At 63.8% G+C, this 26,090-nt stretch carries 21 protein-coding genes and 1 pseudogene; 9 read left to right on the top strand and 13 right to left on the bottom strand.

The features are described 5' to 3' along the window. Positions 1-9: 9 nt before the first annotated feature. Positions 10-912, bottom strand: coding sequence for a histone deacetylase family protein (locus tag EB815_RS33020; protein ID WP_056570489.1), 903 nt, complete (start codon positions 910-912; stop codon positions 10-12). Positions 913-1,044: 132 nt separating this feature from the next. On the opposite strand from EB815_RS33020, the gene EB815_RS33015 reads away from it, so the two are divergent. Then, entirely contained in the window at positions 1,045-2,385 is a 1,341-nt protein-coding gene (locus EB815_RS33015) for an MATE family efflux transporter (RefSeq protein ID WP_065005390.1), read from the top strand. Here EB815_RS33015 and EB815_RS33010 read toward each other — a convergent pair. Beyond that, on the bottom strand, positions 2,378-3,457 hold the full coding sequence (locus EB815_RS33010) for a quinone-dependent dihydroorotate dehydrogenase (RefSeq protein ID WP_056570242.1): 1,080 nt from the start codon (positions 3,455-3,457) through the stop codon (positions 2,378-2,380). The genes EB815_RS33015 and EB815_RS33010 overlap by 8 nt on opposite strands. Further along, positions 3,454-3,804, bottom strand: coding sequence for a DUF952 domain-containing protein (locus tag EB815_RS33005; protein ID WP_056570244.1), 351 nt, complete (start codon positions 3,802-3,804; stop codon positions 3,454-3,456). The genes EB815_RS33010 and EB815_RS33005 overlap by 4 nt, the downstream gene beginning before the upstream one ends. Positions 3,805-3,911: 107 nt before the next feature. Here EB815_RS33005 and EB815_RS33000 point away from each other — a divergent pair, with 107 nt between their 5' ends. Both EB815_RS33000 and EB815_RS32995 read left to right on the top strand, forming a co-directional pair. Next, on the top strand, positions 3,912-4,346 hold the full coding sequence (locus tag EB815_RS33000) for a hypothetical protein (protein ID WP_056570491.1): 435 nt from the start codon (positions 3,912-3,914) through the stop codon (positions 4,344-4,346). 124 nt (positions 4,347-4,470) lie between these two features. Beyond that, positions 4,471-5,130 (top strand): response regulator transcription factor, encoded by a 660-nt coding sequence (locus EB815_RS32995; protein WP_056570246.1) that lies wholly within the window; start codon positions 4,471-4,473, stop codon positions 5,128-5,130. A 59-nt stretch (positions 5,131-5,189) separates the two neighbouring features. On the opposite strand, the pseudogene EB815_RS33905 reads toward EB815_RS32995, so the two are convergent. Then, positions 5,190-5,348, bottom strand: a pseudogene (locus EB815_RS33905) (DAK2 domain-containing protein); the annotation flags it as partial. Positions 5,349-5,445: 97 nt separating this feature from the next. Beyond that, positions 5,446-8,928: a PAS domain-containing hybrid sensor histidine kinase/response regulator gene (locus tag EB815_RS32985; protein WP_056570248.1), complete on the bottom strand. Its 3,483-nt coding sequence runs from the start codon at positions 8,926-8,928 to the stop codon at positions 5,446-5,448. Between the two features lie 250 nt (positions 8,929-9,178). On the opposite strand from EB815_RS32985, the gene mscL reads away from it, so the two are divergent. After that, a complete protein-coding gene (gene mscL / locus EB815_RS32980) occupies positions 9,179-9,601 on the top strand; it encodes a large conductance mechanosensitive channel protein MscL (protein WP_056570493.1) in 423 nt (140 codons plus the stop codon). Between the two features lie 110 nt (positions 9,602-9,711). Then, positions 9,712-10,878: a pyridoxal phosphate-dependent aminotransferase gene (locus EB815_RS32975; RefSeq protein WP_056570249.1), complete on the top strand. Its 1,167-nt coding sequence runs from the start codon at positions 9,712-9,714 to the stop codon at positions 10,876-10,878. A gap of 27 nt (positions 10,879-10,905) precedes the next feature. Here the strand turns inward: EB815_RS32975 and hemA are convergent, their stop codons facing one another. Next, a complete protein-coding gene (hemA, locus tag EB815_RS32970) occupies positions 10,906-12,183 on the bottom strand; it encodes a 5-aminolevulinate synthase (RefSeq protein ID WP_171883338.1) in 1,278 nt (425 codons plus the stop codon). A gap of 278 nt (positions 12,184-12,461) precedes the next feature. On the opposite strand from hemA, the gene galE reads away from it, so the two are divergent. The 3 genes from galE (at position 12,462) to EB815_RS32955 (ending at position 16,640) form a co-directional block, all read left to right on the top strand. Next, positions 12,462-13,457, top strand: a complete 996-nt coding sequence (gene galE / locus EB815_RS32965) for a UDP-glucose 4-epimerase GalE (RefSeq protein WP_056565840.1) — start codon at positions 12,462-12,464, stop codon at positions 13,455-13,457. 103 nt (positions 13,458-13,560) lie between these two features. Next, on the top strand, positions 13,561-14,811 hold the full coding sequence (locus tag EB815_RS32960; RefSeq protein ID WP_056565844.1) for a D-amino acid dehydrogenase: 1,251 nt from the start codon (positions 13,561-13,563) through the stop codon (positions 14,809-14,811). 2 nt (positions 14,812-14,813) lie between these two features. Further along, positions 14,814-16,640, top strand: a complete 1,827-nt coding sequence (locus tag EB815_RS32955; RefSeq protein WP_065005692.1) for an alanine racemase — start codon at positions 14,814-14,816, stop codon at positions 16,638-16,640. Here EB815_RS32955 and EB815_RS32950 read toward each other — a convergent pair whose 3' ends face one another. The 7 genes from EB815_RS32950 to EB815_RS32920 form a co-directional block, all read right to left on the bottom strand. Continuing rightward, entirely contained in the window at positions 16,641-18,017 is a 1,377-nt protein-coding gene (locus tag EB815_RS32950; protein WP_065005693.1) for an FGGY-family carbohydrate kinase, read from the bottom strand. It abuts the gene before it with no gap. Continuing rightward, positions 18,014-18,331 (bottom strand): L-rhamnose mutarotase, encoded by a 318-nt coding sequence (rhaM, locus tag EB815_RS32945; RefSeq protein WP_065005694.1) that lies wholly within the window; start codon positions 18,329-18,331, stop codon positions 18,014-18,016. The genes EB815_RS32950 and rhaM overlap by 4 nt, the downstream gene beginning before the upstream one ends. Then, positions 18,331-19,326, bottom strand: coding sequence for an ABC transporter permease (locus EB815_RS32940; protein ID WP_056565857.1), 996 nt, complete (start codon positions 19,324-19,326; stop codon positions 18,331-18,333). Before EB815_RS32940 ends, rhaM begins: the two co-directional genes overlap by 1 nt. After that, entirely contained in the window at positions 19,323-20,300 is a 978-nt protein-coding gene (locus EB815_RS32935) for an ABC transporter permease (protein WP_065005695.1), read from the bottom strand. The genes EB815_RS32940 and EB815_RS32935 overlap by 4 nt, the downstream gene beginning before the upstream one ends. Further along, positions 20,297-21,838, bottom strand: a complete 1,542-nt coding sequence (locus tag EB815_RS32930) for a sugar ABC transporter ATP-binding protein (RefSeq protein ID WP_056565865.1) — start codon at positions 21,836-21,838, stop codon at positions 20,297-20,299. The genes EB815_RS32935 and EB815_RS32930 overlap by 4 nt, the downstream gene beginning before the upstream one ends. Positions 21,839-21,924: 86 nt before the next feature. Continuing rightward, complete coding sequence (gene rhaS, locus EB815_RS32925; protein WP_065005696.1) at positions 21,925-22,920, bottom strand: rhamnose ABC transporter substrate-binding protein; 996 nt, start codon at positions 22,918-22,920, stop codon at positions 21,925-21,927. 48 nt (positions 22,921-22,968) lie between these two features. After that, complete coding sequence (locus EB815_RS32920; RefSeq protein ID WP_056565871.1) at positions 22,969-23,772, bottom strand: DeoR/GlpR family DNA-binding transcription regulator; 804 nt, start codon at positions 23,770-23,772, stop codon at positions 22,969-22,971. 184 nt (positions 23,773-23,956) lie between these two features. Between EB815_RS32920 and EB815_RS32915 the strand changes: the two genes are divergently transcribed. Then, the gene (locus EB815_RS32915; protein WP_065005697.1) at positions 23,957-26,059 is read left to right on the top strand and encodes a bifunctional rhamnulose-1-phosphate aldolase/short-chain dehydrogenase; all 2,103 of its coding nucleotides are present in this window, start codon (positions 23,957-23,959) and stop codon (positions 26,057-26,059) included. Positions 26,060-26,090 lie beyond the last annotated feature (31 nt).

The raw sequence follows: 26,090 nt of genomic DNA, 5'->3' as shown, positions 1-26,090 counted from the left end.
GACAGACGGCTAGGCGTAACCCGAGGCGACCTCGAACAGCAGGGCATGCCGTGCGGCAAGTGCCGGCACGTCCGTGGAATAGCCGCCGCCGATGACGCCGCAGACCGGAATGCCTTGTGCGCGAAAATGGCCGATGACCATCTCGTCGCGAGCGCGCAGGCCGTCGTTGGAAAGCGCCAGCCTGCCGAGCCGGTCCTCGGCATGGACGTCGACACCGGCATTGTAGAAAACGATGTCCCAGCGCAGTTGGGCCGAGAGCTCCGGCAGGATCGTGCCCAGCCTTTCGAGATAGGCGGCATCGCCCGTGCCGTCGGGCAGTGCAATGTCGAGATCGGAAGCGATCTTGCGCACGGGGTAGTTGCGCTCGCCATGCATGGAAAAGGTGAACACGCGTGGCTCGTTGCTCAGAATATCCGCGGTGCCGTCGCCCTGATGCACATCGAGGTCGACGACCAGGATGTTTTGTGCCGCACCCTCTGTGAGCAGCACCAGCGAGGCGACGGCGACGTCGTTGAAGGTGCAGAAGCCGGCACCTTGCGCGCGTCGCGCATGATGGCTGCCGCCGGCGGTGTTGCAGGCAATGCCGTGGCGCAAGGCAAGTCGCGCAGCCAACACCGTGCCGCCGGTGGCAAGCCGTGCGCGGAGCGAAACGCGGGGGCCGACCGGAAAACCGATCTCACGCTCGATTTTTTCCGGCACCGAACAGCCGATGACCTGGTCGACATAGTCGGCCGCATGGGCAAGCTTCAGCCATGACGCTGGTGCGGGGGCCGCTGTGTTGAGCGCGTCGGGTCCGGCCAGGCCGCGTGCCCGCAAGGCCTCCATCAGGAGCGGATACTTGCTCATCGGGAAGCGATGGTTGGCAGCGAAGCCGGCGTCGTAGTCAGGATGGTGGACGATCTGCAGGGGCATGAACGGAATCCGGCGGGCTCGCGCCAGACCGGGATTTCGGTTGGCCATCGCGGGAAGAATGATTGCGCGGTGGTCAGAAAATGGGGCACATCGGCTCCTCGATCAAGCATCAATCAGCAAGGCAGCAATCCCTTGGACAAGGGTGCAATCCCAGCCGACGCCAGACCTTTTGTCGTCACCAACCGTTCCGTGCTCGCCATAGCGGTGCCGATGACGCTGGCCTATCTGACCACGCCAATGCTCGGCCTGGTCGACACGGCGGTTGTCGGGCAGTTCGGCGACGCGGCCCTTCTCGGCGGCCTGGCAGCGGGATCTCTGGTGTTCAGTGTCGTCTTCACCACCTTCAATTTCCTGCGCTCCGGCACCACCGGTCTCGTCGCCCAGGCTTTCGGGCGCGGCGACGCGCTGGAGGAACAGGCGGTATTCTGGCGCGCCGTGCTGATCGCGGTCGTCGCCGGCATCGTGCTGGCAGCGCTTTCACCGCTGATCGCCGTCGGTGGCCAGTGGTTCATGGGCGCCGAGCCGCGCGTCAGCGAGGCGATGGGCGTCTACATCAGGATCAGGCTCCTTGCCGCACCCTTCTCGCTGATCAACTATGCTATCCTCGGTTATGTGCTGGGGCGTGGCGAGGGCGGGCTCGGCCTTGTGCTGCAGCTGGCGCTCAACGGCATCAACATCGCACTCTGCTTCCTGCTTGGGCTGAAGCTCGGCTGGGGCGTTGCGGGCGTCGCCTGGGCGACCGTCGCCGGCGAATTCCTGGCCATGCTTCTGGGGCTCGCCATCGTGGTGCTCCGCTTTCGCTCGACCCCGTCCCTGCCGCGCCATCGTCTGCTCGACATGAGCGCCTTCCTGCGCATGCTGTTGCTCAACCGCGACATCATGATCCGCTCGTTCTCGCTGCTCGCCGCCTTCGCGCTGTTCACGCGTCAAGGTGCGCAGTTTGGCACGGTGACGCTGGCCGCCAACGCGGTCTTGATGAACTTCTTCCTCGTCGCCGGTTATTTCCTCGACGGTTTTGCCACCGCCGCCGAACAGCTCGCGGGCCGTGCCGTCGGCGCACGTGCAGAGCAGCCCTTCCGGCGGGCGGTGCGTCTGACCTTGTTCTGGGGTTTCGGGCTGGCAGGAGCCGCGACGCTGGTGCTGCTCTCGGCTGGTGCCGATCTCGTCGCCGTCGTCACGACATCGCGGGAGGTCCGCTCGGTGGCCGACATCTATTTGCCCTGGGCGGCATTCACCGCGCTGAGCGGCGTGCTGGCGTTCCAGATGGACGGTGTCTTCATCGGCGCGACATGGTCGCGCGACATGCGCAACATGATGCTGCTGTCATTTCTCGTCTTTACCGTCGCGCTGCTGACGCTCGCGCCTGCCTTCGGCAATCATGGCCTGTGGGCGGCACTTCACGTCTTCCTGCTGACGCGTGGCTTCAGCCTGCTGGCGATTCTGCGGCTGCGGCTGCGGACGGCGTTCAGCTGAGCGGCTTTGACGCCCACCGATCGAGATGGCTGTCGCGCAACGCGCGGATGGATTTCAGCCGCTCCGTCTCGCAAAAGCGCGCCATGCCGGCGACGATACGGCCCGGCAGTGCCGGCCCTGCATAGATCATGCTGGTGTAGAGCTGGACGAGATCGGCGCCCGCGCGGATCTTTTCCAGCGCCGCATCCGTGCTATCGACGCCGCCGACGCCGATGATGGCGATATCCGACCCGAGCAGTTTGCGCATCCTGGCCAGTACGATGGTCGAGCGTTCGAACAGCGGCTTGCCGGAAAGTCCGCCTGTTTCGCTTGTCGTGCCGGTGCTGCGCAGCGGCGGCCGCGAAATCGTGGTGTTGGAGACGATGACGCCGTCGATTTTCTTCTCGGTGACCTCGGCGGCGATGTCTTCCAACTCGGCCTCGACCAGATCCGGCGCGATCTTCAGGAAGACCGGCGGCTGCGCGGACGCCATGGCGCGTGCGGCCATGACCCGCGACAGAAGCTCGCCGAGCTGTTCGCGCGCCTGCATGTTGCGCAGGCCCGGGGTGTTGGGCGAGGAGATGTTGACCGTCAGATAGCTGGCATAGGGGGCGAAGCGGACGACGCCGCGCTCATAGTCACTGATGCGGTCGGTGCTGTCCTTGTTGGCGCCGATGTTGACGCCGACGATGCCGGAATGCCCCTTGCGGGCGGCAAGGCGCCTTTCGGCCGCCGCATGGCCCTCATTGTTGAAGCCCAGCCGGTTGATCACCGCTTCATCCGCCGTCAGCCGGAAGATGCGCGGCTTCGGGTTGCCGTCCTGCGGCAGCGGCGTGACCGTGCCGACCTCGGCAAAGCCGAAGCCGAGGCCAAGCAGCGCGTCAGGCACCTCGGCGTTCTTGTCATAGCCGGCCGCCATGCCGAGCGGGTTGGGGAAATCGAGGCCGCAAAGGCTGACCTTCAACCTGGTATCGTGCGCCGTCCGCGCGCCGACCGGCAGCCCGCAGCGCAGCGCCGCGATCGACAGGCCGTGCGCGGTTTCCGGATCGAAGGTGAACAGCAGCTTCTGGCCGAGCCGGTCGAGCACGCTCATTCGGCCTCCAGCGCCGGGAAGAGGTGGGTACCGTCGGGACCAAGCGGCAGCGGTCGCACCCACTTGACGGCTTTCAGCTCCAGCACGCCGTAAAGATGCGGAAACAGCGCACCGCCGCGCGACACCTCATATTTCAGGGCAGGCCCCAGGCCGGCGCCGTCGATGGCGACGAGCAGAAGGTCCGACTGGCCGGAAAAATGCTTTGCCGCCGTTTCCCGAACCTGCGCCGCCGTCGAGAAATGGATGAAGCCGTCGGTGAGATCGATCGGCGCCCCGGTAAAGCGGCCATTGGCTTCGGCCTCGCGCCAAAGCGCTTGCGGGGTTATCTTGTAGATAAACTGAGACATGGTTGCGCTATAATCCGAACCAGTCGTGCGGGGAAGGCCACGCCAAGGGTCTTCCCCATTTCCGGCGCAAACATGCGATATTTCAGGCCTTGGCCATGGAGGACAACATGCGTCTGCATCACATTTTGATCCCCGCCGCACTCGGTTCACTGATCGCGGTATCAGCCTATTCGGAAGAAACCGATCGCTACCGGCTGGAAAAATCCGACAACGGCTATGTCCGCATGGACACCCAGACCGGCGCGATGTCGCTCTGCGAGGAGCGCTCGGGCCAGCTCGTCTGCAAGATGGCGGCCGATGAACGCGCCGCCTTCCAGGATGAGGTCGACCGCCTGCAGACCTCGATGAAGGCAATGGATGAGCGCGTCACCAAGCTGGAGAATTCGCTCTCCGCCCGTCTCGAATCGAAGCTCCCGAGCGAGGAGGATTTCAACAAGACGATGAGCTACATGGAGCGCTTCCTGAAAGGCTTCATGGGCATCGTCAAGGATATGGACAAGGACAGCGGCGACGGCGCCCAGCTCAACTCGCAGAAAACCTGAGCATCCAAACCAGGGAAAATGGGACGTGCCGGCTTTGCCGCTTGAAAACAGCGCGCGGCCCCTCATAATCGTCCGACTGGTCCCGAAAAGCTAAAAATCATCGACGGGATTCGGGGAGGAACATTTGCCGTCAGGCTATTCTTTCGTCATCGCCGACGATCACCCGCTGTTTCGCGGCGCGCTGCGTGAGGCACTTGCCGGCATCGGCAATGTCGCCGCCATCCACGAGGCCGGCGATTTCGAAAGTGCCAAGGCGCTGGTCGTGGCCAATGAGGATGTCGACCTTGTGCTGCTCGACCTGTCGATGCCGGGCGCCAGCGGCCTTTCCGGCCTGATCTCGCTGCGCGGTATCCATCCGGCGGTGCCGCTGATCGTTGTCTCTGCGCATGACGATCCGGCGACGATAAGGCGTGCGCTCGATCTTGGCGCCTCCGGGTTCATCTCCAAATCGGCGAGCATGGAAGAGATCCGCAACGCCGTGCAGTCGGTGCTGGCCGGCGACATAGCGGCTCCGGTTGGCGTCGATCTCGGCGTCGAGCGCGACCCCGAAATATCGGACCTGATCAAAAGATTGCAGGCGCTGACCCCGCAGCAGACCCGCGTGCTCGGCATGCTGGCCGAGGGCCTGCTCAACAAGCAGATCGCCTACGAACTCGGCGTCTCCGAGGCGACGGTCAAGGCGCATGTCTCTGCCATCCTGCAGAAGCTCGGCGTCGACAGCCGCACCCAGGCGGTTATCTTGCTGTCCAAGATCGGCAGCGATCCGTTGCAGCCGGCGCACTGAGTGACGGCGTGGCAACGGATTCAGGCGATGCGCTCCAGGTTATTGTTCAGCCTTGTCTGTCACCCTTGCTTGGCTATCGCCTGTGCGATCGCGCGCATCCAGATCGCAACGGCCGCGGCGCTGCCGTCCGGCGCGCCGACTGCCCGCTCGCCGAGATAGCTCGCCCTGCCAAGACGCGGCGACATCGAGGCGGTGGCGTCGGCCCCGCCTGCCGCGGCGAAAGGTCTTGCTCCGCTGGCAATCCAGACCGCGAACGATATCTCGAAGGCCCTGGCATAGTGCTTACCAGGCGGTGCGTATGAGTAAGACCTGATCTTACTCGGCCGACGCCATCGGCCTGACCCTGGCCATCATCGAGCGCAGCACCGCCGGTTTCAGCGGCTTGTTGATCATCGGAACGTCGAGTTCGCTGGCCGCCGCGCGCACCTCGTTGGAACGGTCGGCGGTCACCAGTATACACGCAAGATCCTGGCCGCAGGTCGCGCGCAGGGTCCTGATCACGTCGAGCCCGGTGACGCCGTCGAGATGATAGTCGGCAAGCACGATGTCGGGCCTGCGCGCGCCAGGCCGCGGGAGCTCTCCTGATCCGGAAGCGGTGTCGACGGTGCACCCCCAGCCTTCGAGCAGAAGACGCATGCCGTCGAGGATGCGCGCGTCATTGTCGATGCAAAGTACTGTCAGCCCAGCAAGCGAGGAAGCGGCATGGGCTGGTGCTTTCTCGATCTCGCGCCGCGGCGCCGCCACAGCCGCCACCGGCAGTATGACCGAGAAACGCGTGCCCTTGCCCGGATTGGAGAAAATACGGATTTCCAGGCGCAGCACCCGGGCGATGCGGTCGACGATGGAGAGGCCGAGACCGAGGCCTTCGGCCTCGCGCGCGCCTTCGTCCAGCCGGGTGAACTCATGGAAGACCGTGTTCAGCTTGTCGCCGGCAATGCCGATACCGGTGTCGATCACCTGGATTTCCGCCAGTTCGCCGCGTCGCCGCACGCCGACCAGGATGCGGCCCTGGCGCGTATATTTGATGGCATTGGAGACAAGGTTCTGGATCAGGCGGCGCAACAGATTGCGGTCGGTCACCACCGTCAGCGAAGACGGCATGATCGTCAGGCCGAGCTTCTTTTCCGCGGCCATCGGTCGAAAATCATTGCCGATCTGTCGCAGCAATCCGTCGAGGTTGAAGGCGGTATCGTCCGGCTTCATCGCGCCGGCATCGAGACGGGAGATGTCGAGCACGGCGCCGAGGATCGTCTCGACCGATTCCAGCGAGGATTCGATGTTGACCGCAGCCTTGCCGGCCGGACCCTTGCCGGCTTTCTCGATCAGCGAGGAGCAATAGAGCCGGGCAGCGTTCAACGGCTGCAGGATGTCATGGCCGGCGGCGGCGAGGAAGCGCGTCTTGCCCAGATTGGCCTCCTCGGCCAGCATTTGCGCCTGCGCCAGTTCCTCGTTGACCCGGGTCAGCTCGATGGTGCGGGTCTTGACGCGCTGCTCCAGCGATTCATTGGCGCGCTTCAGCGCCAGATCCTGCTCGACGCGGCCGGAAATGTCGGCATAGGTGGCGACGATACCGCCGTCCGGCATCGGGTTGGAGCGCAGTTCGAGAATGCGGCCGCTGGTCTTCAGCTCCATCTGCCAGGGGCTGACGAAACTGGTCAGACGGTTGAGCGTCATCACGCGCTGGTCGGCGGGGATGTCGCCTCGCTCGGCGAGGTGGCGCAAGATCTGGTCGAGCGAGACGCCGACCTGGCCCATTTCGTCAGGCAGATCGAACAGCGCCCGGTACTGGCGGTTCCAGCAGATCAGGCGAAAGTCCTTGTCGAAGACAGTGATGCCTTGCTCCATCTGGTCGAGCGCGATCTGCAGCAGGTCGCGGTTGTGCTGCAGCGCCTCGGTGGCGTCGTCGAGCAGGCGGAAAGCATCCCGGGACTCGCGGTCATGCCGCCTGAACAGCAGCGACAGGATCAGCCGCGCCGAGGAGGAGCCGACGGCGCTGGCCAAAAGCTGCTCGGAGAAGCGGATGACGTCCATGCTCGCCTGCTCCTTGCCGTGCAGCGAGGTGCCGTTGGTCCTCTCGAACGACTGGAAAGAGCGCTCGGTGCGCTCGACGCCGAGATAGCGGCCGATCGTGTCCTTGAGGTCATTGACGGTGATGGCGGTGCGGAAGCGGCGCAGGCTCGGCATCGGGCCGGCGTCGCGCGGCACGAAGATCGATGCCTGGATGCGCTCCAGCGGCACCGACGCGCGCGACAGCGAGCCGAGCACGAAGAACACCGCGTTGATCGACAGGCTCCACAACACGCCGTGGTTCAGCGGCTCGGCCACCGTACCGAACAGGGCTTGCGGGCGCAGCGCCTCGAAGCCGAACAGCCCATGCACGACGATGTCGGTGTCGGGAGCGACAAGCGAGGGCAAGAGCAGCGTATAGCTCCAGACAAGGATGCCGGCGACCATGCCGAGCGCGGCACCCCTGCCGTTGGCGCCGCGCCAGATCAGCCCGCCGATCAGCGCCGGCGCGAATTGCGCGATGGCCGCGAACGACATCAGGCCGATCGACGACAGCCGCGCGCTGTTGGTGCTCTCGCGATAGTAGAGGAAGGCGATGAACAGAAGGATGAAGATCGCTCCGCGCCGCACGTTGAGGATGAGCGTCGACCAGTCTTCGGTCTCCAAGGTCGAGGTCTTGAGCAGGCGGCGCACGAACAGCGGAATGACGAGGTCATTGGAGATCATGATCGACAGCGCCACGCTTTCGACGATCACCATGGCCGTTGCCGCGGACAACCCACCGATGAAGGCCGCCATGGCCAGCAGGTCGTGGCCGCTGAACAGCGGCAGCGACAGCACGTAGAGATCGCTGCTGGTGCCGGTGCCGACCAGCGACAGGCCGGCAAACGCGATCGGCAGCACGAATAGGTTGATCGCCACGAGATAGAGCGGAAACACCCAGGTCGCTGTGCGCAGCTCGGCCTCGCCGCGGTTCTCGACGATGGTGACGTAGAATTGCCGCGGCAGCATGATGATGGCACAGCCGCTGAGGCCCGTCAGCACCAGCCAGGTGGCAAGCGAGGTGTTGTAGCCCATCGCCTGCCGCACCTGCCCGTTTTGCGCCAGCTTGGCGAACATGTCGCCCGGGCCGCCGAAGATCAGGAAGGTGACCATCAGGCCGATCGCCAGGAAGGCGGCGAGCTTGACCACGGTTTCGACCGCCACCGCCAGCACCAGCCCGTCCTGATGTTCGGTGGCGTCGGCGTGGCGGGTGCCGAACAGCACGGCAAACAGCGCCAGAAGCATCGCCACGACCAGCGAGATGTCGCTGACGAACGGATCGAAGGAGGGTGGCGATCCCGTATAGTGCTCGACCATCAGGCTGACCGAGCCGGAAATCGCCTTCAATTGAAGCGCGATATAGGGTACCGCGCCGATGGTGGCGATCAGCGTGGCGATCGCCGCGACGGTGAAGCTCTTGCCGTAGCGCGCGCCGAGGAAGTCCGCGATCGAAGTGATCTTCTCGGTCTTGGCCAGCCGTACGATGCGGTTGAGCAGGGGAAAGCCGAACACGAACACCAGCACCGGACCGGTGTAGATGCCGAGGAATTCGAGGCCGCGTTCGGACGAGAGGCCGACGGAGCCGAAAAAGGTCCACGAGGTGCAGTAGATCGCCAGGCTGAGCGCGTAGATGAGCGGCCTTGCCCGGCCCGGCCCTGAAATGGCCGAGCGACGATCGCCCAGGCTGGCGATGGCGAACAGCAGCGTCACATAGGCGATCGCGATGATGACGATGAACAAGCCCTGCACGCCTGGAATTTCCTCCTTCGCCGCCTTTTTTATCCGGCTTGTCCGAACGCAATCACAGCTTGGGCCCCAAGTCCATCGCGGCTTTGGGCGCATGAAGGGCGCGACTTCCGGAGGTTGACGTGAGGGAAGGAGAAAGCGGTTGCTTTCTCCCTTTTACCCATGTTGCAACTTCAGGTTTTTGTTATTGTGCCCACGGTCGATGCCGAAGGACGGAACGGCAGCGCGACCGGTCATGACAAGGAGGGTCGAAATGCTGAAAGAATTCCAGGAATTCATTTCCAAGGGTAACGTGATGGACTTGGCCGTCGGTGTCATCATCGGCGGCGCTTTCAGCACGATCGTCACTTCGCTGGTCAACGACATCATCATGCCGATCGTCGGCGCGATTTTCGGTGGTCTGGACTTCAACAACTATTTCTTCGGCCTTTCCTCGGCCGTCAACGCCACCTCGCTTGCGGACGCCAAAAAGCAAGGTGCTGTTTTTGCATATGGCAGTTTCATCACCGTGGTGCTGAACTTCATCATCCTCGCCTTTATCATCTTCCTGATGGTCAAGGCGGTGAACAATCTGCGCCGTCGGCTTGAGGCCGAGAAGCCCGCGCCAGCCGCCGCGCCGCCCCCCGCCGATGTCGCCCTGCTGACCGAGATCCGCGATCTGCTCGCCAGGAAATAACTCGGCCTGCCATTGCTGGACCAAAACCCCGGTCGCTCGCGGCCGGGGTTTTCTGTTTTCGCATCTGGTAAGGAGCGCTGACCAACGCTTGAGACCGGAACAGACCCGCCATGACCTTGATCGACAGCTTGCGCGCCGAAGCCCGCGCGGCACCTGAAAGCGGCATTGTTGCCGTCGTCAACTACGGCCGCCTGCGCGAGGGGTTGATCCCGCTTTGGGCGGGTGAGGGCGACCTGCCGACGCCGGCCTTCATTTCCGACGCCGCTGCTCGGGGATTGTCCAATGGTGAGACCTTCTACACCTGGCAGAAAGGTATTCCTGACCTCAGGCAGGCGCTCGCCCGCTATTATGCCAGGCATTTCGCCAGGACGTTCCCCGAGGAGCAGTTCATCGTCACCGGCTCCGGCATGCATGCCATCCAGCTGGCGCTCGACGCGCTGGCCGGAGCCGGCGACGAGGTTATCTATCTGTCGCCGGCCTGGCCGAATTTCGATGCCGCAGCGGCGATATCGGGAGCCGTTCCGGTGCCGGTCACGCTCGATAACTCCGGCAATGGCTGGTCCTGCGACGTCGAGAAGATAGCGGCGGCGATCACGCCGCGCACCAGGGCGCTGTTCATCAACACGCCCTCCAACCCAACCGGCTGGACCGCCGATCGCGAGACCTTGCAGGCGATTCTCGATCTTGCGCGGGCGAAGAACCTCTGGATCATCGCCGACGAGATCTATTCGCTGTTCCACTATGGCCATGGCCGTGCGCCGTCCTTCCTCGACATCGCGACGGCGGAGGACCGCATCCTGTTCGTCAACTCCTTTTCCAAGAACTGGGCCATGACCGGCTGGCGTGTCGGTTGGATCAAGACGCATCCGAGCCTGCAGCAGGTGTTCGAGAACCTGATCCAGTATTCGAACTCGGGTGTTGCCCAATTCATGCAGCGCGGTGCGATCGCCGCGCTCGACGAGGGCGATGGCTTCGTCGCCGAGCAGGTGGAGCGGGCGAGGAAGGCACGCGACCTGATCTGCGGCATTCTCGGAGCCACCGGCCGGGCCCGGTTCACCGTGCCGCAGGGCGCTTTCTATCTGTTCTTCGCCGTCGACGGCATCACCGATTCGCGCGCGGCCGCTTTCGAGATCGTCGACAAGGCCAATGTCGGCCTGGCGCCGGGCACGGCCTTTGGTCCTGGCGGCGAGGCCTTCCTCAGACTGTGCTTCCACCGCCGCCTCGATCAGATCGAGGAAGCGGCGCACCGGCTGGCGAAGTGGATGAAGAGCGTTTGAACCGAAGGCGGCTTTAGCCGCCCGGGATCAGCCGCCCGACTTGGGGACCAGGAGCGGAATGATGCGGTCGGTCTTGGCGACCGAAGGTTGGCCGGAACTGGCATAGGGAATGCCGAGCGCATCCCAGGTCTCGACCAGCGCATCCTGCAGTTCGGCGATCAGCGCATCGGAATGGAACGGTGTCGGCGTGATGCGCAGCCGCTCGGTGCCGCGCGGCACGGTCGGGTAGTTGATCGGCTGGATGTAGATGCCGTGGACGCCAAGCAGCCGGTCGCTCGCCATCTTGCAAAGCTCCGGATCGCCAACCAGCACCGGCACGATATGGGTCGCCGATTCCATCACCGGCAGGCCGGCGGCCGCCAGGATGTGTTTGGTTCGGCTCGCCTGCTGCTGCTGCGCGTCGCGCTCGGCCTGCGAACGCTTGAGATGGCGGATGGAGGCGGTGGTGGCGGCGGCGATCGCCGGCGGCAGCGCCGTGGTGAAGATGAAACCCGGCGCATAGGAGCGAACCGCGTCGATCACCGCGCTGGTGCCGGTGATGTAGCCGCCCAGCGTGCCGAACGCCTTGGCCAGCGTGCCCTGGATGATGTCGATGCGGTCGGCAAGGCCTTCGCGCTCGGTGATGCCGCCGCCGCGCGGTCCGTACATGCCCACGGCATGGACCTCGTCGATATAGGTCATGGCGTTGTAGCGCTCGGCGAGTTCGACGATCTCCCGGATCGGCGCGATGTCGCCGTCCATCGAATAGACGCTTTCGAAGACGATCAGCTTGGCCCGCTCGCGCCCCGCCGCCTGCAGCAGGCTTTCCAGATGCGCGACGTCATTGTGGCGGAAGATCTTCTTTTCCGCGCCCGAGCGCCGCACGCCCTCGATCATCGAGGCGTGGTTCAACTCGTCCGAGATGATCAGGCAGTTGGGCAAAAGCCGGGCAATGGTCGAGATCGAAGCTTCGTTGGAGACGAAGCCGGAGGTAAAGACCAGCGCGGCCTCCTTGCCGTGCAGGTCGGCGAGTTCCTGCTCGAGTTCGACCAGCGGGTTGGAGGTACCGGAGATGTTGCGGGTGCCGCCGGCTCCCGAACCCATCTTGCCGGCCGCGTTCTGGAAGGCGGCGATGACATCCGCGTGCTGGCCCATGCCGAGATAGTCGTTGGAGCACCAGACGGTGATTTCCTCGGCGCGGCCGTTGGAGCGCCAGATGGCGCGCGGAAACTTGCCCGCGATACGCTCGAGATCGGCGAAGACGCGATAGCGACGCTCCGCATGGAGCTGGTCGATCGCTTCTTCGAAGAACCGCTGGTAGTTCATGTCGGCTTCCCAATTTTGCGCGGGATCATAATCATTGCCCTATGGGTCGTCCACCAGGCCGTTTTGGTCAAAATGCCACGCCCCGTACCTGTTCCTAACGCTGGCGGATCGTGGCCTATTCCCAGTCCAGGACACGCTCTGTGGATCACTTTTGTTTCCACACGATGCCACATCAAGTGAACGCCGGTTACCAAGGGTTCTAATGGCCATGCGGAGGGCTTTCCAGTAAGGCGGTGTTTGAGACAGTTTCCGATAAATCTTGAGATGCGAGGATGCGGATGACGGTTTTGGTGACAGGTGGCGCCGGCTATATCGGTAGCCACATGGTCTGGGAATTGCTGGATGCCGGCGACAGCGTGGTCGTTCTCGACCGGCTTTCGACCGGCTTCGAATGGGCGGTTGCGCCGGAGGCAAAGCTCGTCGTCGGCGATGTCGCCGACAAGGAATTGGTCGGATCGATCATCCGGGACAATCAGGTCGACGCCATTATCCATTTCGCCGGCTCCATCGTGGTTCCGGAATCGGTCGCCGACCCGCTTGCCTATTATGATAACAACACCTCAAAGACGCGCACGCTGATCGAAACCGCGGTGCGCGAGGGTGTACCCAATTTCATCTTTTCCTCGACCGCCGCCGTTTATGGAGGCGCCGGGCTTGAGCCGGTGCGCGAGGACGCCCGCCTGGCGCCCGAATCGCCCTACGGCCTCTCCAAATTGATGAGCGAATGGATGCTGCGCGACGCGGGCCTTGCGCACGACATCCGCTACACGGCGCTTCGCTACTTCAACGTCGCCGGCGCCGACCCGAAGGGCCGCACGGGCCAGTCGACGCCAGGCGCCACGCACCTTATCAAGGTTGCCTGCGAGACCGCGCTTGGCAAGCGTCCCTTCATGCAGGTGTTCGGCACCGACTACCCGACGCCGGACGGCACCTGCATGCGCGATTACATCCATGTCAGCGACCTGGCCGCCGCGCATCGCCTTGCCTTGCAGCGGTTGCGCGAGGGAGGCACGAGCCTCGTCGCCAATTGCGGCTACAGCCATGGCTATTCCGTGCTCGAGGTGATCGACAGCGTGCGGCGCGCCTTCGGCCATGATTTCGAGGTGAGGATGGGCGATCGGCGTCCCGGCGATGCGGCGGCCGTGGTCGCCAATTCGGACCTCGCGCGAGCGGAACTCGGCTGGGCCCCGCAACGCGATGACCTCGACCAGATCGTCGCCGACGCGCTCGCCTGGGAACGCATCCTGACCAGCAAGAACTCCGCACGCGGCTGAGCCAGGTTCCCCGAGGGCTCGCAACGCGCGCGGTGACACGCTATGGAAGCATTCGCGACACGGCGTGGAAGCGCCGTGCCGCTGCGAGCTTTTGGGGGATGGCATGAAGATAACGGTGCTTGGAGCTGGCGTCGTCGGCACGGCGGCGGCCTATTATCTGGCCGCCGACGGTCATGAGGTCACCGTGATAGAGCGCCATCCGGCGCCGGCGCGTGGCACCAGCCAGTCGAATGCCGGGCTGGTTTCGCCGGGCGACGCCACCGCCTGGGCCTCGCCAGCGGCGCTGAAGACCTTCCTGCGCGGGCTCTACAACCATGATCTCGGCATCAAGGTGCGGCTGCGCTTCGATCCTTATTTCCTTGCCTGGAGCCTGCGTTTCCTGCGCCAGTGTACCGTGGCCCGCCTGCGCGCCAACAGCCAGGTCAAGCTACGCCTGGCGCTCTATTCGCGTGAGTGCATCAACGCCATCTCGGCCGACACCGGCATCCACTATGACGAGCGCAAGAAGGGTATCCTCTATTTCTTCCGCTCACAGCACAGTCTCGACACCGGCACCGACAATTACCGATACCTGGCCGAGCATGGCCTGCCGATCGAGATCGTCGGCCGCGACCGGCTGGTCGAGCTTGAACCGGGCCTTGCCGGCGTGAAGGAAAAGATCGCCGGCGGCGTCTACTCGCCGATCGACCAGACCGGCGATTCCCGGCAGTTCGTGGAGAAGCTCGCTGCCCATGCCGCCGAAAAGCTCGGCGTGAGATTTCTCTACGGCACGACGGTCGAAGGCCTCGACATCGAGGGCGGCCGGGTGCGCGCGGTGATGACCTCCGCCGGCACCGTCTCAGGCGATGCGGTGGTTATCTCGATGGGTCCGGAAAGCGGCCTGCTCGGCCGCCGGTACGGCATCGACCTGCCGGTCTATCCGGTGAAGGGTTACACCGCGACCATTCCGCTGGAAGACGAAAGCAAGGGCCCGACCATGGGTGGCGCCGATGAGGACCAGCTGATGGCCTATTCGCGCCTTGGCAATCGCTTGCGGTTGGCCTCGACCGCCGAATTCACAGGCTTCGACCGCACCCACAAGCCAAGCGACTTTGCCACCATGTTCAGGACCGCCAGGGATCTCTTTCCCGGCGCCTTCGACGAGAAGAAAGCGGAGTTGTGGGCTGGCCTGCGGCCAATGATGCCGAACTCCGTGCCGGTCATTGGCCAGGCGCGCTATGAGAATCTCTATCTCGACACCGGCCACGGCCATGTCGGCTGGACGATGGCCTGCGGCTCCGGGAAATTCCTGGCCGACCTTGTCGCCGGCCGCAAGCCGGAGATCGACCCGCAGGGGCTGGTCTACGGAGGCTAGGCATGTCGGGACCGCAAGTCGCCATCGACCTTGGCCGGATCGAGCGCAACGCCCGCACCATCGTCGAGCGCTGCGCGCTGTCGGGCATCAAGGTGTTCGGCGTCACCAAGGGCATGTGCGGCATGCCGCAAGTGGCGCGCGCCATGCTGCGCGGCGGCGTCGCCGGCATTGCCGAATCGCGTTTCGAGAACATCCGCCGGCTGCGCGACAGCGGCATCAACGCGCCGATCATGCTGCTGCGCAGCCCACCCATGGCGCGCGTCGAGGAGGTGGTGCGCACCGTCGACATCAGTCTGCAATCGGAACTCGCCACCATTCGCGAGATTTCGCGCATTGCCGAGCGCATGGGCCGCGTCCACGACATCATGCTCATGATCGATCTCGGCGATCTCCGTGAAGGCATCTGGCCGAGCGACCTGATACCCACCGTCGAGAAGATCCTCGAATTCAAAGGGGTTCGCATAGCCGGCATCGGCACCAATCTTGGCTGCTTCGGCGCCATCATGCCGACGCCGGAGAATCTTGGCCAGCTCGTCGCTCACGCCTACAAGACCGAGCGCCTGTCCGGCAAAAGTCTCGACTGGATCTCAGGCGGTGCCTCGTCGTCGCTGACGCTGCTGCTCGAGGGCAGGCTGCCCGCCGGCATCAACAATCTCAGGGTCGGCGAGGCTATCCTGCAAGGCGGCGTCGAGACTTTTCGCGAGATGCCATGGGCCGAACTCGAACCCGATGCCTGCCGGCTGACCAGCGACATCATCGAGGTCAAGCTCAAGCCGTCGCGGCCGATCGGCGAGTCCGGCTACGACGCCTTCGGCAACCAGCCGGTCTTTCCCGACGAAGGCGACAGGCTGCGCGCCATCGCCAATATCGGCCGCGAGGACGTGCTGGTCGAAGGGCTGACGCCGATCGCCAAGGGGATAAGGGTGCTCGGCGCCTCCAGCGACCATCTGCTGCTCGACGTCCAGGATGCCGATCCGCCACCCGCCGTCGGCGACCGCGTCGCCTTCCGCATGAGTTATGGCGCCATGCTGCTGGCGATGACTTCGGAATATGTCGAGAAGGCGCCGATGCACGACGTCGCGGACTTTTCCGGCCGCAAGATGGTGTCGATCTCGGCTGAAACGGAAGCCGCCGGCATCCTCGTCCGCGAGGGGACGGGCGGGCGGCTGGAGGCGATGAATTTCGACGTCGTCGAACTGGCCGATGTCGAGCGACCCCCCTCGGGGCTGATCCGTCTCACCGCGGGCGCCGACCGTCGCGTCGTCCACAAGGCGCTGACCGTGACGGCGCGCGCGACGCACTCCTTCGGCCTGATCTGGATCGATTCCATCGCCGCCCTGATGCCCGAGGACGAAGAGGGCATCGATCTGCCGGAGGCCTCGGTGCTGGCGCGTGCGCTCGGGCTCGACCACAAGGCCGGCGCGCTGCAGCCGCAGCTGTCGCCGGAAAATGTCGTTATCGTCGGCTTGCGCCATGCCGATCCGGCCGAGGCGCGGGTGCTGAAGGATTCGCGGGTGTCGGCCTTCACCATGACCGACATCGACGCCATGGGCATGCGCGACCTGATGCATGAAGCGATCCGCATCGCCACGTCGGGCACGCAAGGCTTTCATGTCAGCTATTCGCCGACAGCGACCGAATTCGCCGGCTGGGCTGCTGGCTCCGGCGGGCTGACAGTGCGCGAAACGCATCAGGCGATGGAGGCGATCGCGCTGTCCGGCGGCCTGCTGTCGATGGATGTCTCTAGCCTGACCAAGGATCTGGAGCCCAGGATCGGCACCGATACCGTCAATTTCATCATGTCGGCCTTCGGCAAGCGGATCCTGTAATCAGCCCTGTGCCGCGACCGCCGCGCGCCATGCGCTGACATAGTCCGCCCAGGCCGGGTCGGTCGGTGGTTCCAGCCTTTCGCCGTTGCCGTGCGTGGCGGCCTGATCCGATGCCAGCAATGCGGCGCCAATGCTGGTGCCGGTCGCGGCTTCCGAGGCGACGACGCTGCGGGCGGTGGCCGCCGCCAGCATGTGGACAAACAGCCGGTTGCGGGCAAAGGGTCCTTCCACGGTGGTCGGACCGTCGGCGCCGATCAGCTCGAGACAGGTCGCCGTCATCAGCGCAAGATAGAACGAGATGGTGGCAAAACGCTCGGCATTGTTCATGCCGTCGGCATTGAGCCATGCCGCCGCAAGGTGCGGAAACGGTCCCGAACCTTGCTGCGTCGACGGCAAAAGCAGCATCTTGTTGGTCAGGACCGCCAGCACGTCGCCGCCGCTGTAATCCTGCGACTTGCCGTCCGTCAGCAGCGAGAATTCGCGCCCGCCCATGAAACGAGCCGACGGCACGGGATTGCCGAGTGCATTGACATTGACCAGCGTATCGCGCGCCGGGTCGAGCTTGACCGGCCTCCCGCCGACCGCCATCGACACCACCCAGGTCCCGGTCGAGACGACCGAGAAGGGTGGCGCATCCGACAAGAGATGCGGCAACAGTGAGGCGTTGGAATCGTGCAGGCCGCAGAACACCGGGGTTTGCGGATCAAGCCCGGTTTGCGCCGCGAGCGCGGGCAGGATCGGGCCGAGACGGTCTCTCGCCGGTCGCACCGGCGCCATCAGGCCGCGCCAGTCCATGCGGTCGACCAATGACGAGAAATCCACCTTCCATGGGTCCCAGAGATCCGTGTGGCAGCCCAGCGAGGTAACCTCGTTTGCGGTAACGCCGGTGAGGCGCAAGGCCCAGTATTGCGGATACATCAGCATCGCCGCGGCCCGCGCAAAATCGGCCGGAAAGCGTTTCTGCTGCCAGAAGAACTGCGCACCGAGATTGAGGCCGAGCGGCAGGCGCGGCGTGCCGGTCTCGGCGAAGGGCGGGCGGATCGCGTCATAGTCCGCCGCCAGCGCGTCGGGACCATCGAATTCATAGTCGAGTACCGGCAGCACCAATTCACCCAAGGCATCGACCAACGCGCCGGTCGCACCGTGGGTGGTGATCGAAATGGCGTCGATGCGCTGTTCGCGGTTGAGGCTGGCCAGGCTGTTGAGGATGAATGTCCACAGCGCTTCGACATCATGGTGCGGGTAGGGCGCCTGCCGCACCGGCGCATTGGCCATCCGGCGCAGCGCGACCTCGCTCAACGTTGTGAGGTCCACCAGCGCCACCTTGGCGTTGGTCTTGCCGATGTCGATCACGGCGATGTGGCGCATCGCACTCATTCCATATGGAACACGGTTTCCAGCGGCACCACCACCGGCTCGTTGTCAGGCCTGGTTTCCATGATGTCGGCCATGTCAGCCCACCAGCGCTGCATCACCGGATGCTTGGGCAATTCGTCCATGCTGTGGTCGTCGCGCCGCCACAGCACGCCGAACAGGGTGTTGGTCTCCTCGTCGAGATGTATCGAGTAATCGGAGACGCCGGCCTGCTTCAAGAGCGCGATCAGCGCCGGCCAGATCTCGTCGTGACGCTTCCTGTACTCGGCCTTCATGCCGGGCTTGAGCTGCATCTTGAACGCGTATTTCTGCGGCATCAGCGTCCCCCGCGCAGCCGCCGCCAGACGATCGGCAGCGCGATGACGATGATCAGCAGCAGGCCGATGAAGATCGACATGACGATACCGGGAACGTTGAGCAGGCCGAGGCCGAAGGTCACAAGCCCCATGATGAAGGCCGCGAGCACCACGCCGACAATGCTGCCGGCGCCGCCCAGAATGCTGACGCCGCCGAGCACCACCATGGTGATGACTTCCAGCTCATAGCCTTGCGCGATCGACGGCCTTGTCGAACCAAGCCGCGAAGTGATCAGCACCGAGGCGATGCCCGACATCAGTCCGGTCAGGCAGAACAGGATGAATTTGATGCGGCCGACGCGCACGCCGGAAAACTGAGCCGCGACCGGATTGTTGCCGATGGCGAAGACACGGCGGCCGAAGCTGGTGCGGTGCAGGAGGAACCAGTAGACGACGGCCGCGATCAGGAAGAGCACCAGTTCGAACGACACGACCCACCAGACATAGCCCTGGCCGAAGAAGGCGAAGCTTTCGGGGTAGCCCTTGTAGGCCTGGTCGCCGAGGATGATGAAGGCGATGCCGCGAAACAGGCTCATCGTGCCGATGGTGACGACGATGGAGGGCAGACCGAGCCGTGTCACCAGCAGTCCGTTGAAGGCACCGCAGCCGAGGCCGACGACGATGCCGATCGCCACCAGCGCCGGGGTTCCGGCACCTGCCTGCACCGCCATGCCCATCATGGTCGAGGCGAGCGCGATGATAGCGGCCACCGACAGATCGATCTCGCCCGAAATGATCAGCAGCGCCATGGCGAAGGCGATCAGGCCCTTCTCTGTGAAGTTGAAGGTCAGGTCCGACAGCGAATAGGGGTCGAGGAAATAGGGCGAGGCGAAGCTGTTGATGGCGAAGATGGCGACGGCCACCACCACCAGCAGCGCCTCCCAGGAAAAGATCGCTGAAGACAGCGGCTTGTCGAGCCGGTCGGGAATATGGCGCGGGGCGGGGATGTCGGTCATGCCGCCTCCACCTTTCTCAGGATGATGCGGCCCTGCTGGCGTTCGCCGCGAGCGTTGAGCACGACGGCCAGGATGATGGCGCTGCCCGAAATCGCCATCTGCCAGAAGGGCGAGATGTTGATGACCGGCAGCGCATTGGAAATGATGCCGAGGAACAGCGCCCCCAGCACCGCGCCGCCGACCGAGCCGATGCCGCCGGCGATCGAGATGCCGCCGATGACACAGGCGGCGATGATGTTGAGTTCATAGCCGTTGGCGACTTCGACCGAGGCGATCACGTAGCGTGAGATCCAGAGGTAGCCGGCAAGGCCGCCGATCATGCCGGAGATGCAGAAGACGATGAATTTCGTCCGGCCGACGTCGATGCCGGTATAGACCGATGCCGTCGGGTTGACGCCGATGGCGTAGATCGAGCGGCCGAGCGCCGTGCGTGTCATCAGGATGAAGAACAGCGCGATGACCAGTATGGCGATCCAGGACAGCACCGGGATGCCGAGGAAGGCTGCGCGCTGGAAGCCGATGAATTCAGGGCTCATCTTGTCGGCATTGACCCAGGCGCCGCCAGACAGCACGAAGGTGGCGCCGCGATAGATGGTCAGCGTGCCCAATGTCACCACGATCGAAGGGATGTTCAGCCGCCACACCAGAAGGCCGTTTATGGCCCCGAGCACCAACCCGACGGCGAGCGCGGTGACGATCAGCACCGGGATAGGGATCGCCGGGTGCGCGGCATTCAGCATCGCCACCATCATGCCGGTGAAGCAAAGGTTGGAGGCCATCGACAGGTCGATCGATCGCGTCAGGATGACCACCATCTGCCCAAGCGCCAGGATCATCAGGATCGAGGTGTCGTTGAATACCTGGCGCAGATTGCCTGGATCGGCAAAGGCGGGGAAGCGGGTCGAGATCAGCGCGATCAGCACGACGATGGCAGCGGCCAGCCAGATCTCGCGGTATTTCAGGAGAGCCTTCATGCCGCGATTCCCGCTGCTGTCCGAACCAGCGTTTCGGCGTCGAGTCCCTTGTTGTCGTAGACGGCCGCGACAAGCCCCTCGCGCATCACGACGACGCGGTCGGACATGCCGAGAATCTCCGGCAATTCCGACGACACCATGATCACCGACAGGCCCTGCGCCACGAGTTCGGCCATGAAGCCGTGCACGGCGGCCTTGGAGCCGATGTCGATGCCCTTGGTCGGTTCGTCCAGGATGATCACCTTGGGCGCGGTCGCCAGCCATTTGGCGATGACGATCTTCTGCTGGTTGCCGCCCGACAGCGTGCCGACATCCTGGCTGAGCGAGGAGGCCCTGAGGTCAAGCCGCTCGGTGTAGGAGCGGGCGAGCGCGAACTCTTCCGACAGCCGCAGCAGGCCTGACTTGGAAGTGCGCTTGAGTGAGGGCAGCGACACGTTCTGGAAGATCGGCAGGCCGATCACCACGCCTTGCTTGCCGCGTTCCTCCGGCACATAGACGATGCCGGCTTCGATCGAATCCGCTGCTGATTTCGGCGCGATTACCTTGCCGTCCAACGTGATCGTGCCGCCTGAGGCGCGGGTGATGCCCGATATTGCCTGCATCACCTCGCTGCGCCCGGCGCCGACAAGGCCGTAGAAGCCCAGGATCTCACCCTTGTGCAGTTCGAAGCCGATATCCCTGAATTCGGTCGGGTGCGACAGGCCGGCGACCGAGAGCACCGGCGCGCCGATCTCGGCCTTGCGCTGCGGAAAGATATGATCGACCGAGCGGCCGACCATCATGCGCACGATCTGGCTCTGGCCGGCATCCTTGATCAGCCCTTCGCCGACCATTTCGCCGTCGCGGAACACCGTGTAGCGATCGGCGATACGATAGATCTCGTCGAACTTGTGACTGATGAACAGGATCGCTTTGCCCTCGCTCTTGAGGAATTCGATCAACAGGAAAAGCTCCTCGATCTCCTTCATCGAAAGGGCGGCGGTCGGCTCGTCCATGATGACGATCCGCGCGTCGATCGACATGGCGCGCGCCACCGCGACGAGGTGCTTGTTGGCAATGCCGAGGTCCTTCAGCCGTGCGTCGGCATCGATATGGCCGGCATGCATGGTGTCCAGCACTTCGCGCGCATTCTTGCGCATCGTGCGCCAGTCGATGGTGCCGAAGCGCGAGCGTGGCGCATGGCCAAGAAAGATATTTTCAGCGACCGTCAAATCATCGAACAGCACCGTTTCCTGATGGATGGCGGTGACCCCATGGCCGAAGGCGGCATGCGCGCTGGGCAGGGTGACGGCCTGGCCGTCGATGCTGATCGTGCCGGCATCCGGTTGGTAGATGCCTGTCATGATCTTGACCAGCGTCGACTTGCCGGCGCCGTTCTCGCCGATCAATGCGGTCACCTGGCCGGGGTAGAGCGACAGGCTGACATTGTGCAGCGCGCGCACGCCGGGAAAGCTCTTCGAGATGGCGGACAGCGTCAGGCGTGGGGTGGAGGCCAAGGGCCTCTCCATTGCCGCGCCGTGTTGGGCTGTCGTGTCCATGGTTGTGTATCAAGCCCTGAAACAAGGTCCGTTTAAAATCGCGGCGGGACGTGAGCCCCGCCGCGACAGCTTGAGAGGGGCCGAGATCAATAGATCTTGGAGAACTTTTCGATGTTGGTCTTGTCGAACTGGAAGGGCGGAGCCATCGCAGCCGAGTTGGTGTCGTCGAGCGTCACCTTGCCGACGCGGCCGATCGACAGCGTGGCGCCGGGCTTTGCTTCTTCCTTCTTCACCGCCAGGTCATGGGCGAGGTAGACGGCGGAGTAGCCGAGGTCGATCGGGTTCCACAGCGCGACCGCCTGGCTGGCGCCGTTGTCGATGAACTTCTTGAACTCGGACGGCAGCGCGAGGCCGGTGACGTTGACCTTGCCGATCAGGTTCTCGTCGGTGACGACCTGTGCGGCGGCAACGACGCCAACGGTGGTCGGCGCGATGATCGCCTTGAGGTTCGGGTAGGACTTCAGCAGGCCCTTGGCTTCGTCGGTGCTCTTGGCCGAGTCGTCATCGCCATAGACGGTGGCGACGAGTTTGATCTTGGGGAACTTCTCCGGCAGGATTTTCTTGGCCGCGTCGATCCAGGCGTTCTGGTTGGTCGCGGTCGAGGAGGCCGACAAGATGGCGACATCGCCGCCTTCCGGCAGGTAGTCGGCGGCAAGCTTGATGATGGTCTCGCCGATCAGGCCGGTATCGGACGGGTTGAGGTGAAGCTGGCGGCCTTCCTTGGCGACACCGGAATCCCAGGAGATGACGGTGATGCCGCGCTCCATGGCCTTCTTCAGCACCGGCACCAGCGCGTCGGCGTCATTGGCGGAAATGGCGATGGCGTTGACCTTCTGGGCGATCAGCGAGTTGACCACTTCGATCTGCGCTTCGGCGGTCGCCTTGGTCGGGCCGGTGTAGATGATGTCGACGTCGCCGAGTTCCTTGGCCGCCTCTTCGGCGCCCTTGTTGGCCGCGTCGAAGAAGCCGTTGCCGAGCGACTTCACCACCAGCGCGATCTTGACATTCTCGGCATAGGCCGCATTCACGAACATGGCGGCGGAAAAGGCCGCGGTAACCATCAATTTCTTCAAGAAGCTCATCGTATATCCTCCCTTGAGCGTTGCATTTCCATCGCCGCTGCGGGCGTCTCAGGCCTGCAGTGAAGATTCTTCCTTTGCCGATTTGCGGGCGACGATCAGCGTCACGCCGGCGGTCTCCAACATCTTGGCTTCGCGATCCTCGATGCCGTCATCGGTGATGACCGTGGCGATGCGCGACAACCCGCACAGGATCAGGCTGGAGCGTTTGCGGAATTTCGAGGAATCGACGAGCACGACCAATTCGTCGGCCTGGTCGATAAGCTTCTGCTCGGCCTGGATCAGCAGCGGATCGCCTTCCATCAGGCCGAGCGGTCCCAGGCCTTGCGCCCCCATGAACATGCGGCGCGCGTAGAAATTGCGCGTCACGTCATTGTCGAAGGGCGACAGGATGATGTTCTGCTCGCGGTAGATGGTGCCACCCGACAGCATCACCGTGTTCTTGGAATGCTTGAGCAGATGCTCGGCGATCGGGAACGAATTGGTGAAGATCGGCATGCGGCGGCCGGTCAGGAAATGCACCATCTGGAAGGTGGTGGTGCCGCCATTGATGATGATCGGCTCGCCGTCCCCGCACAATTCCACGGCTTCTCGGGCGATGGCCCGCTTCTGCGCGGCGTTGATCGTTTCGTTGACGGAAAAGGGCCGGCCGGCCAGGCCGATGAATTGCGGCGGCGAGATCGCCTCGGCGCCGCCGCGCACCCGGCGCAGGCGCTTTTGCACGTGAAGAGCCGCGATGTCACGCCGGATCGTCGCCTCGGAGGACTCCGTCAGGTCGACCATCTCCTGCACCGTCACCACAGGCTTTTCCTGGACGGCGGACAGAATGATCCTGTGGCGCTCTTTTTCGTGCATGGTTCCTCCCTGCATTGCCATCTAGGCACTCAAAACAAGCACTGTCAATCATTTCCGATCATATAATTTCATTGTGCAGTGCAATATGATCGATATTGATCGTTTGTGATTGACAAGCGAGCCTCTTGCGTAGACATTCCGGGCAAAATGGACCGCGGCTTTTTGCGTCCCAGGGAGGATACCTATGCTCGACAAGCGCTCCGGCTCGCGCCTTGCCAATCTGTGGGACGATACGAAGGCCCAGGGGATGAGCGGGCCTGAGCTTCTGGTCTATCGCTCGAACACGCTCGGCTCCGACAAGCGCGTCACCAACTATGGCGGTGGCAACACGTCGTCCAAGATCTGGCAGAAGGATCCGCTCAGCGGCGCTGATGTCGAAGTGCTCTGGGTCAAGGGCTCCGGCGGCGACAGCGCTTCGATCAAGCTCGACGGTTTCGCCACGCTCTACATGGACAAACTGCGCGCGCTCAAAAGCCTCTATCGCGGCGTCGAGCACGAGGACGAGATGGTGGGGTATCTTCCCCACTGCACCTTCAACTTAAATCCGCGTGCGGCCTCGATCGACACGCCACTGCATGCCTATGTGCCGAAGCCTTTTGTCGACCACATGCATCCCGACGCCATCATCGCCATCGCCGCGGCTAGGGATTCCAAGGCGTTGACGACGGAGATCTTCGGCGACGCCATCGGCTGGCTGCCGTGGAAGCGGCCCGGCTTCGAACTTGGCCTGTGGCTGGAGAAATTCTGTGTTGAACACCCCGCCGCCAAGGGGGTCATCCTCGAAAGCCACGGCCTGTTCACCTGGGGCGACACGCCCAAGGAATGCTACGAGACGACGATCTCGGTGATCAACCAGGCGATCGAGTGGTTCGAGCGCCGCTCCGAGGGCCTCGCCATTTTCGGCGGCGAAGTGGTCAAGTCGCTGGACGCCGCTGAGCGTCGCGCCATCGCCGCGAAACTGATGCCCAGAATTCGCGGCCTGATCTCGGAAAAGAGCCACAAGCTTGGCCATTTCGACGATTCGGCCGCCGTGCTCGAATTCGTCAACTCCAGGGATCTGCGCCCGCTGGCGGCACTGGGCACCTCATGCCCCGACCATTTCCTGCGCACCAAGATCCGCCCGCTGGTCATCGAGTTCGATCCGGCCAAGCCCGATGTCGATGCGGTGATCGCGCGCCTCGCCGACGACGTCGCCAAATACCGCGTCGGCTACCAGGCCTATTACGACAGCTGCAAGCATGCGGACTCGCCTGCCATCCGCGATCCAAACGCCGTGGTCTATCTGATGCCTGGTGTGGGCATGTTCACCTTCGCTGGCGACAAGGCGACGGCGCGGATCTCCGGCGAATTCTACGTCAACGCCATCAATGTCATGCGCGGCGCCTCGACCGTCTCGTCCTATGTCGGCCTGCCCGCACAGGAAGCCTTCGATATCGAATACTGGCTGCTCGAGGATCTGAAGCTGCAGCGCATGCCGAAGCCTAAGTCGCTGGCCGGCCAGATCGCGCTGGTCACCGGCGGCGCCGGCGGCATCGGCCGCGCTACGGCCAACCGCCTGCTGCGCGAAGGCGCCTGTGTGGTGCTGGCCGACATCGACGAGGCAGCACTCGCCAGCGCCAATGATGAACTGGCGAAGGCGTACGGCAAGGATTTCGTCCGGCCGGTGGTCATCAACGTCACCTCGGAGGATCAGGTCGTAGCCGGTTTCGCCGAAACGGCGGTCGAGTTCGGCGGCATCGACATCCTGGTGTCCAACGCGGGTCTCGCCTCCTCGGCGCCGATCGAGGAGACGTCGCTGGCGCTGTGGAACAAGAACATGGACATATTGTCGACCGGCTACTTCCTGGTCTCTAGAGAAGCGTTTCGGCTGTTTCGGGTGCAGAAGATCGGCGGCAATGTCGTCTTCGTCGCGTCCAAGAACGGCCTTGCCGCCTCGCCCAACGCCGCCGCCTATTGCACCGCCAAGGCCGCCGAGATCCATCTCGCCCGGTGTCTCGCGCTGGAGGGCGCGGAAGCGCAGATCAGGGTCAATGTCGTCAATCCGGACGCCGTGCTGCGCGGCTCCAAGATCTGGACCGGCGAGTGGAAAGAGCAGCGTGCGGCCGCCTACAAGATGTCCACGGACGACCTCGAGGAACATTACCGTTCGCGCTCCATGCTGAAGCGCTCGGTCTTCCCGGAAGACATCGCCGAAGCGATCTATTTCTTTGCTTCCGACATGTCAGCCAAATCGACCGGCAACATCATCAACGTCGACGCCGGCAACGCGCAGAGCTTTACGCGCTAGGCCTTCTCTCCTTCTCCCCGTTCACGGGGAG

Source organism: Mesorhizobium loti, from assembly GCF_013170705.1.
Taxonomy (GTDB): domain Bacteria; phylum Pseudomonadota; class Alphaproteobacteria; order Rhizobiales; family Rhizobiaceae; genus Mesorhizobium; species Mesorhizobium loti_D.
Note: the sequence above shows the minus strand (reverse complement) of the source record. Positions and strands in the feature narration are given on the sequence as shown.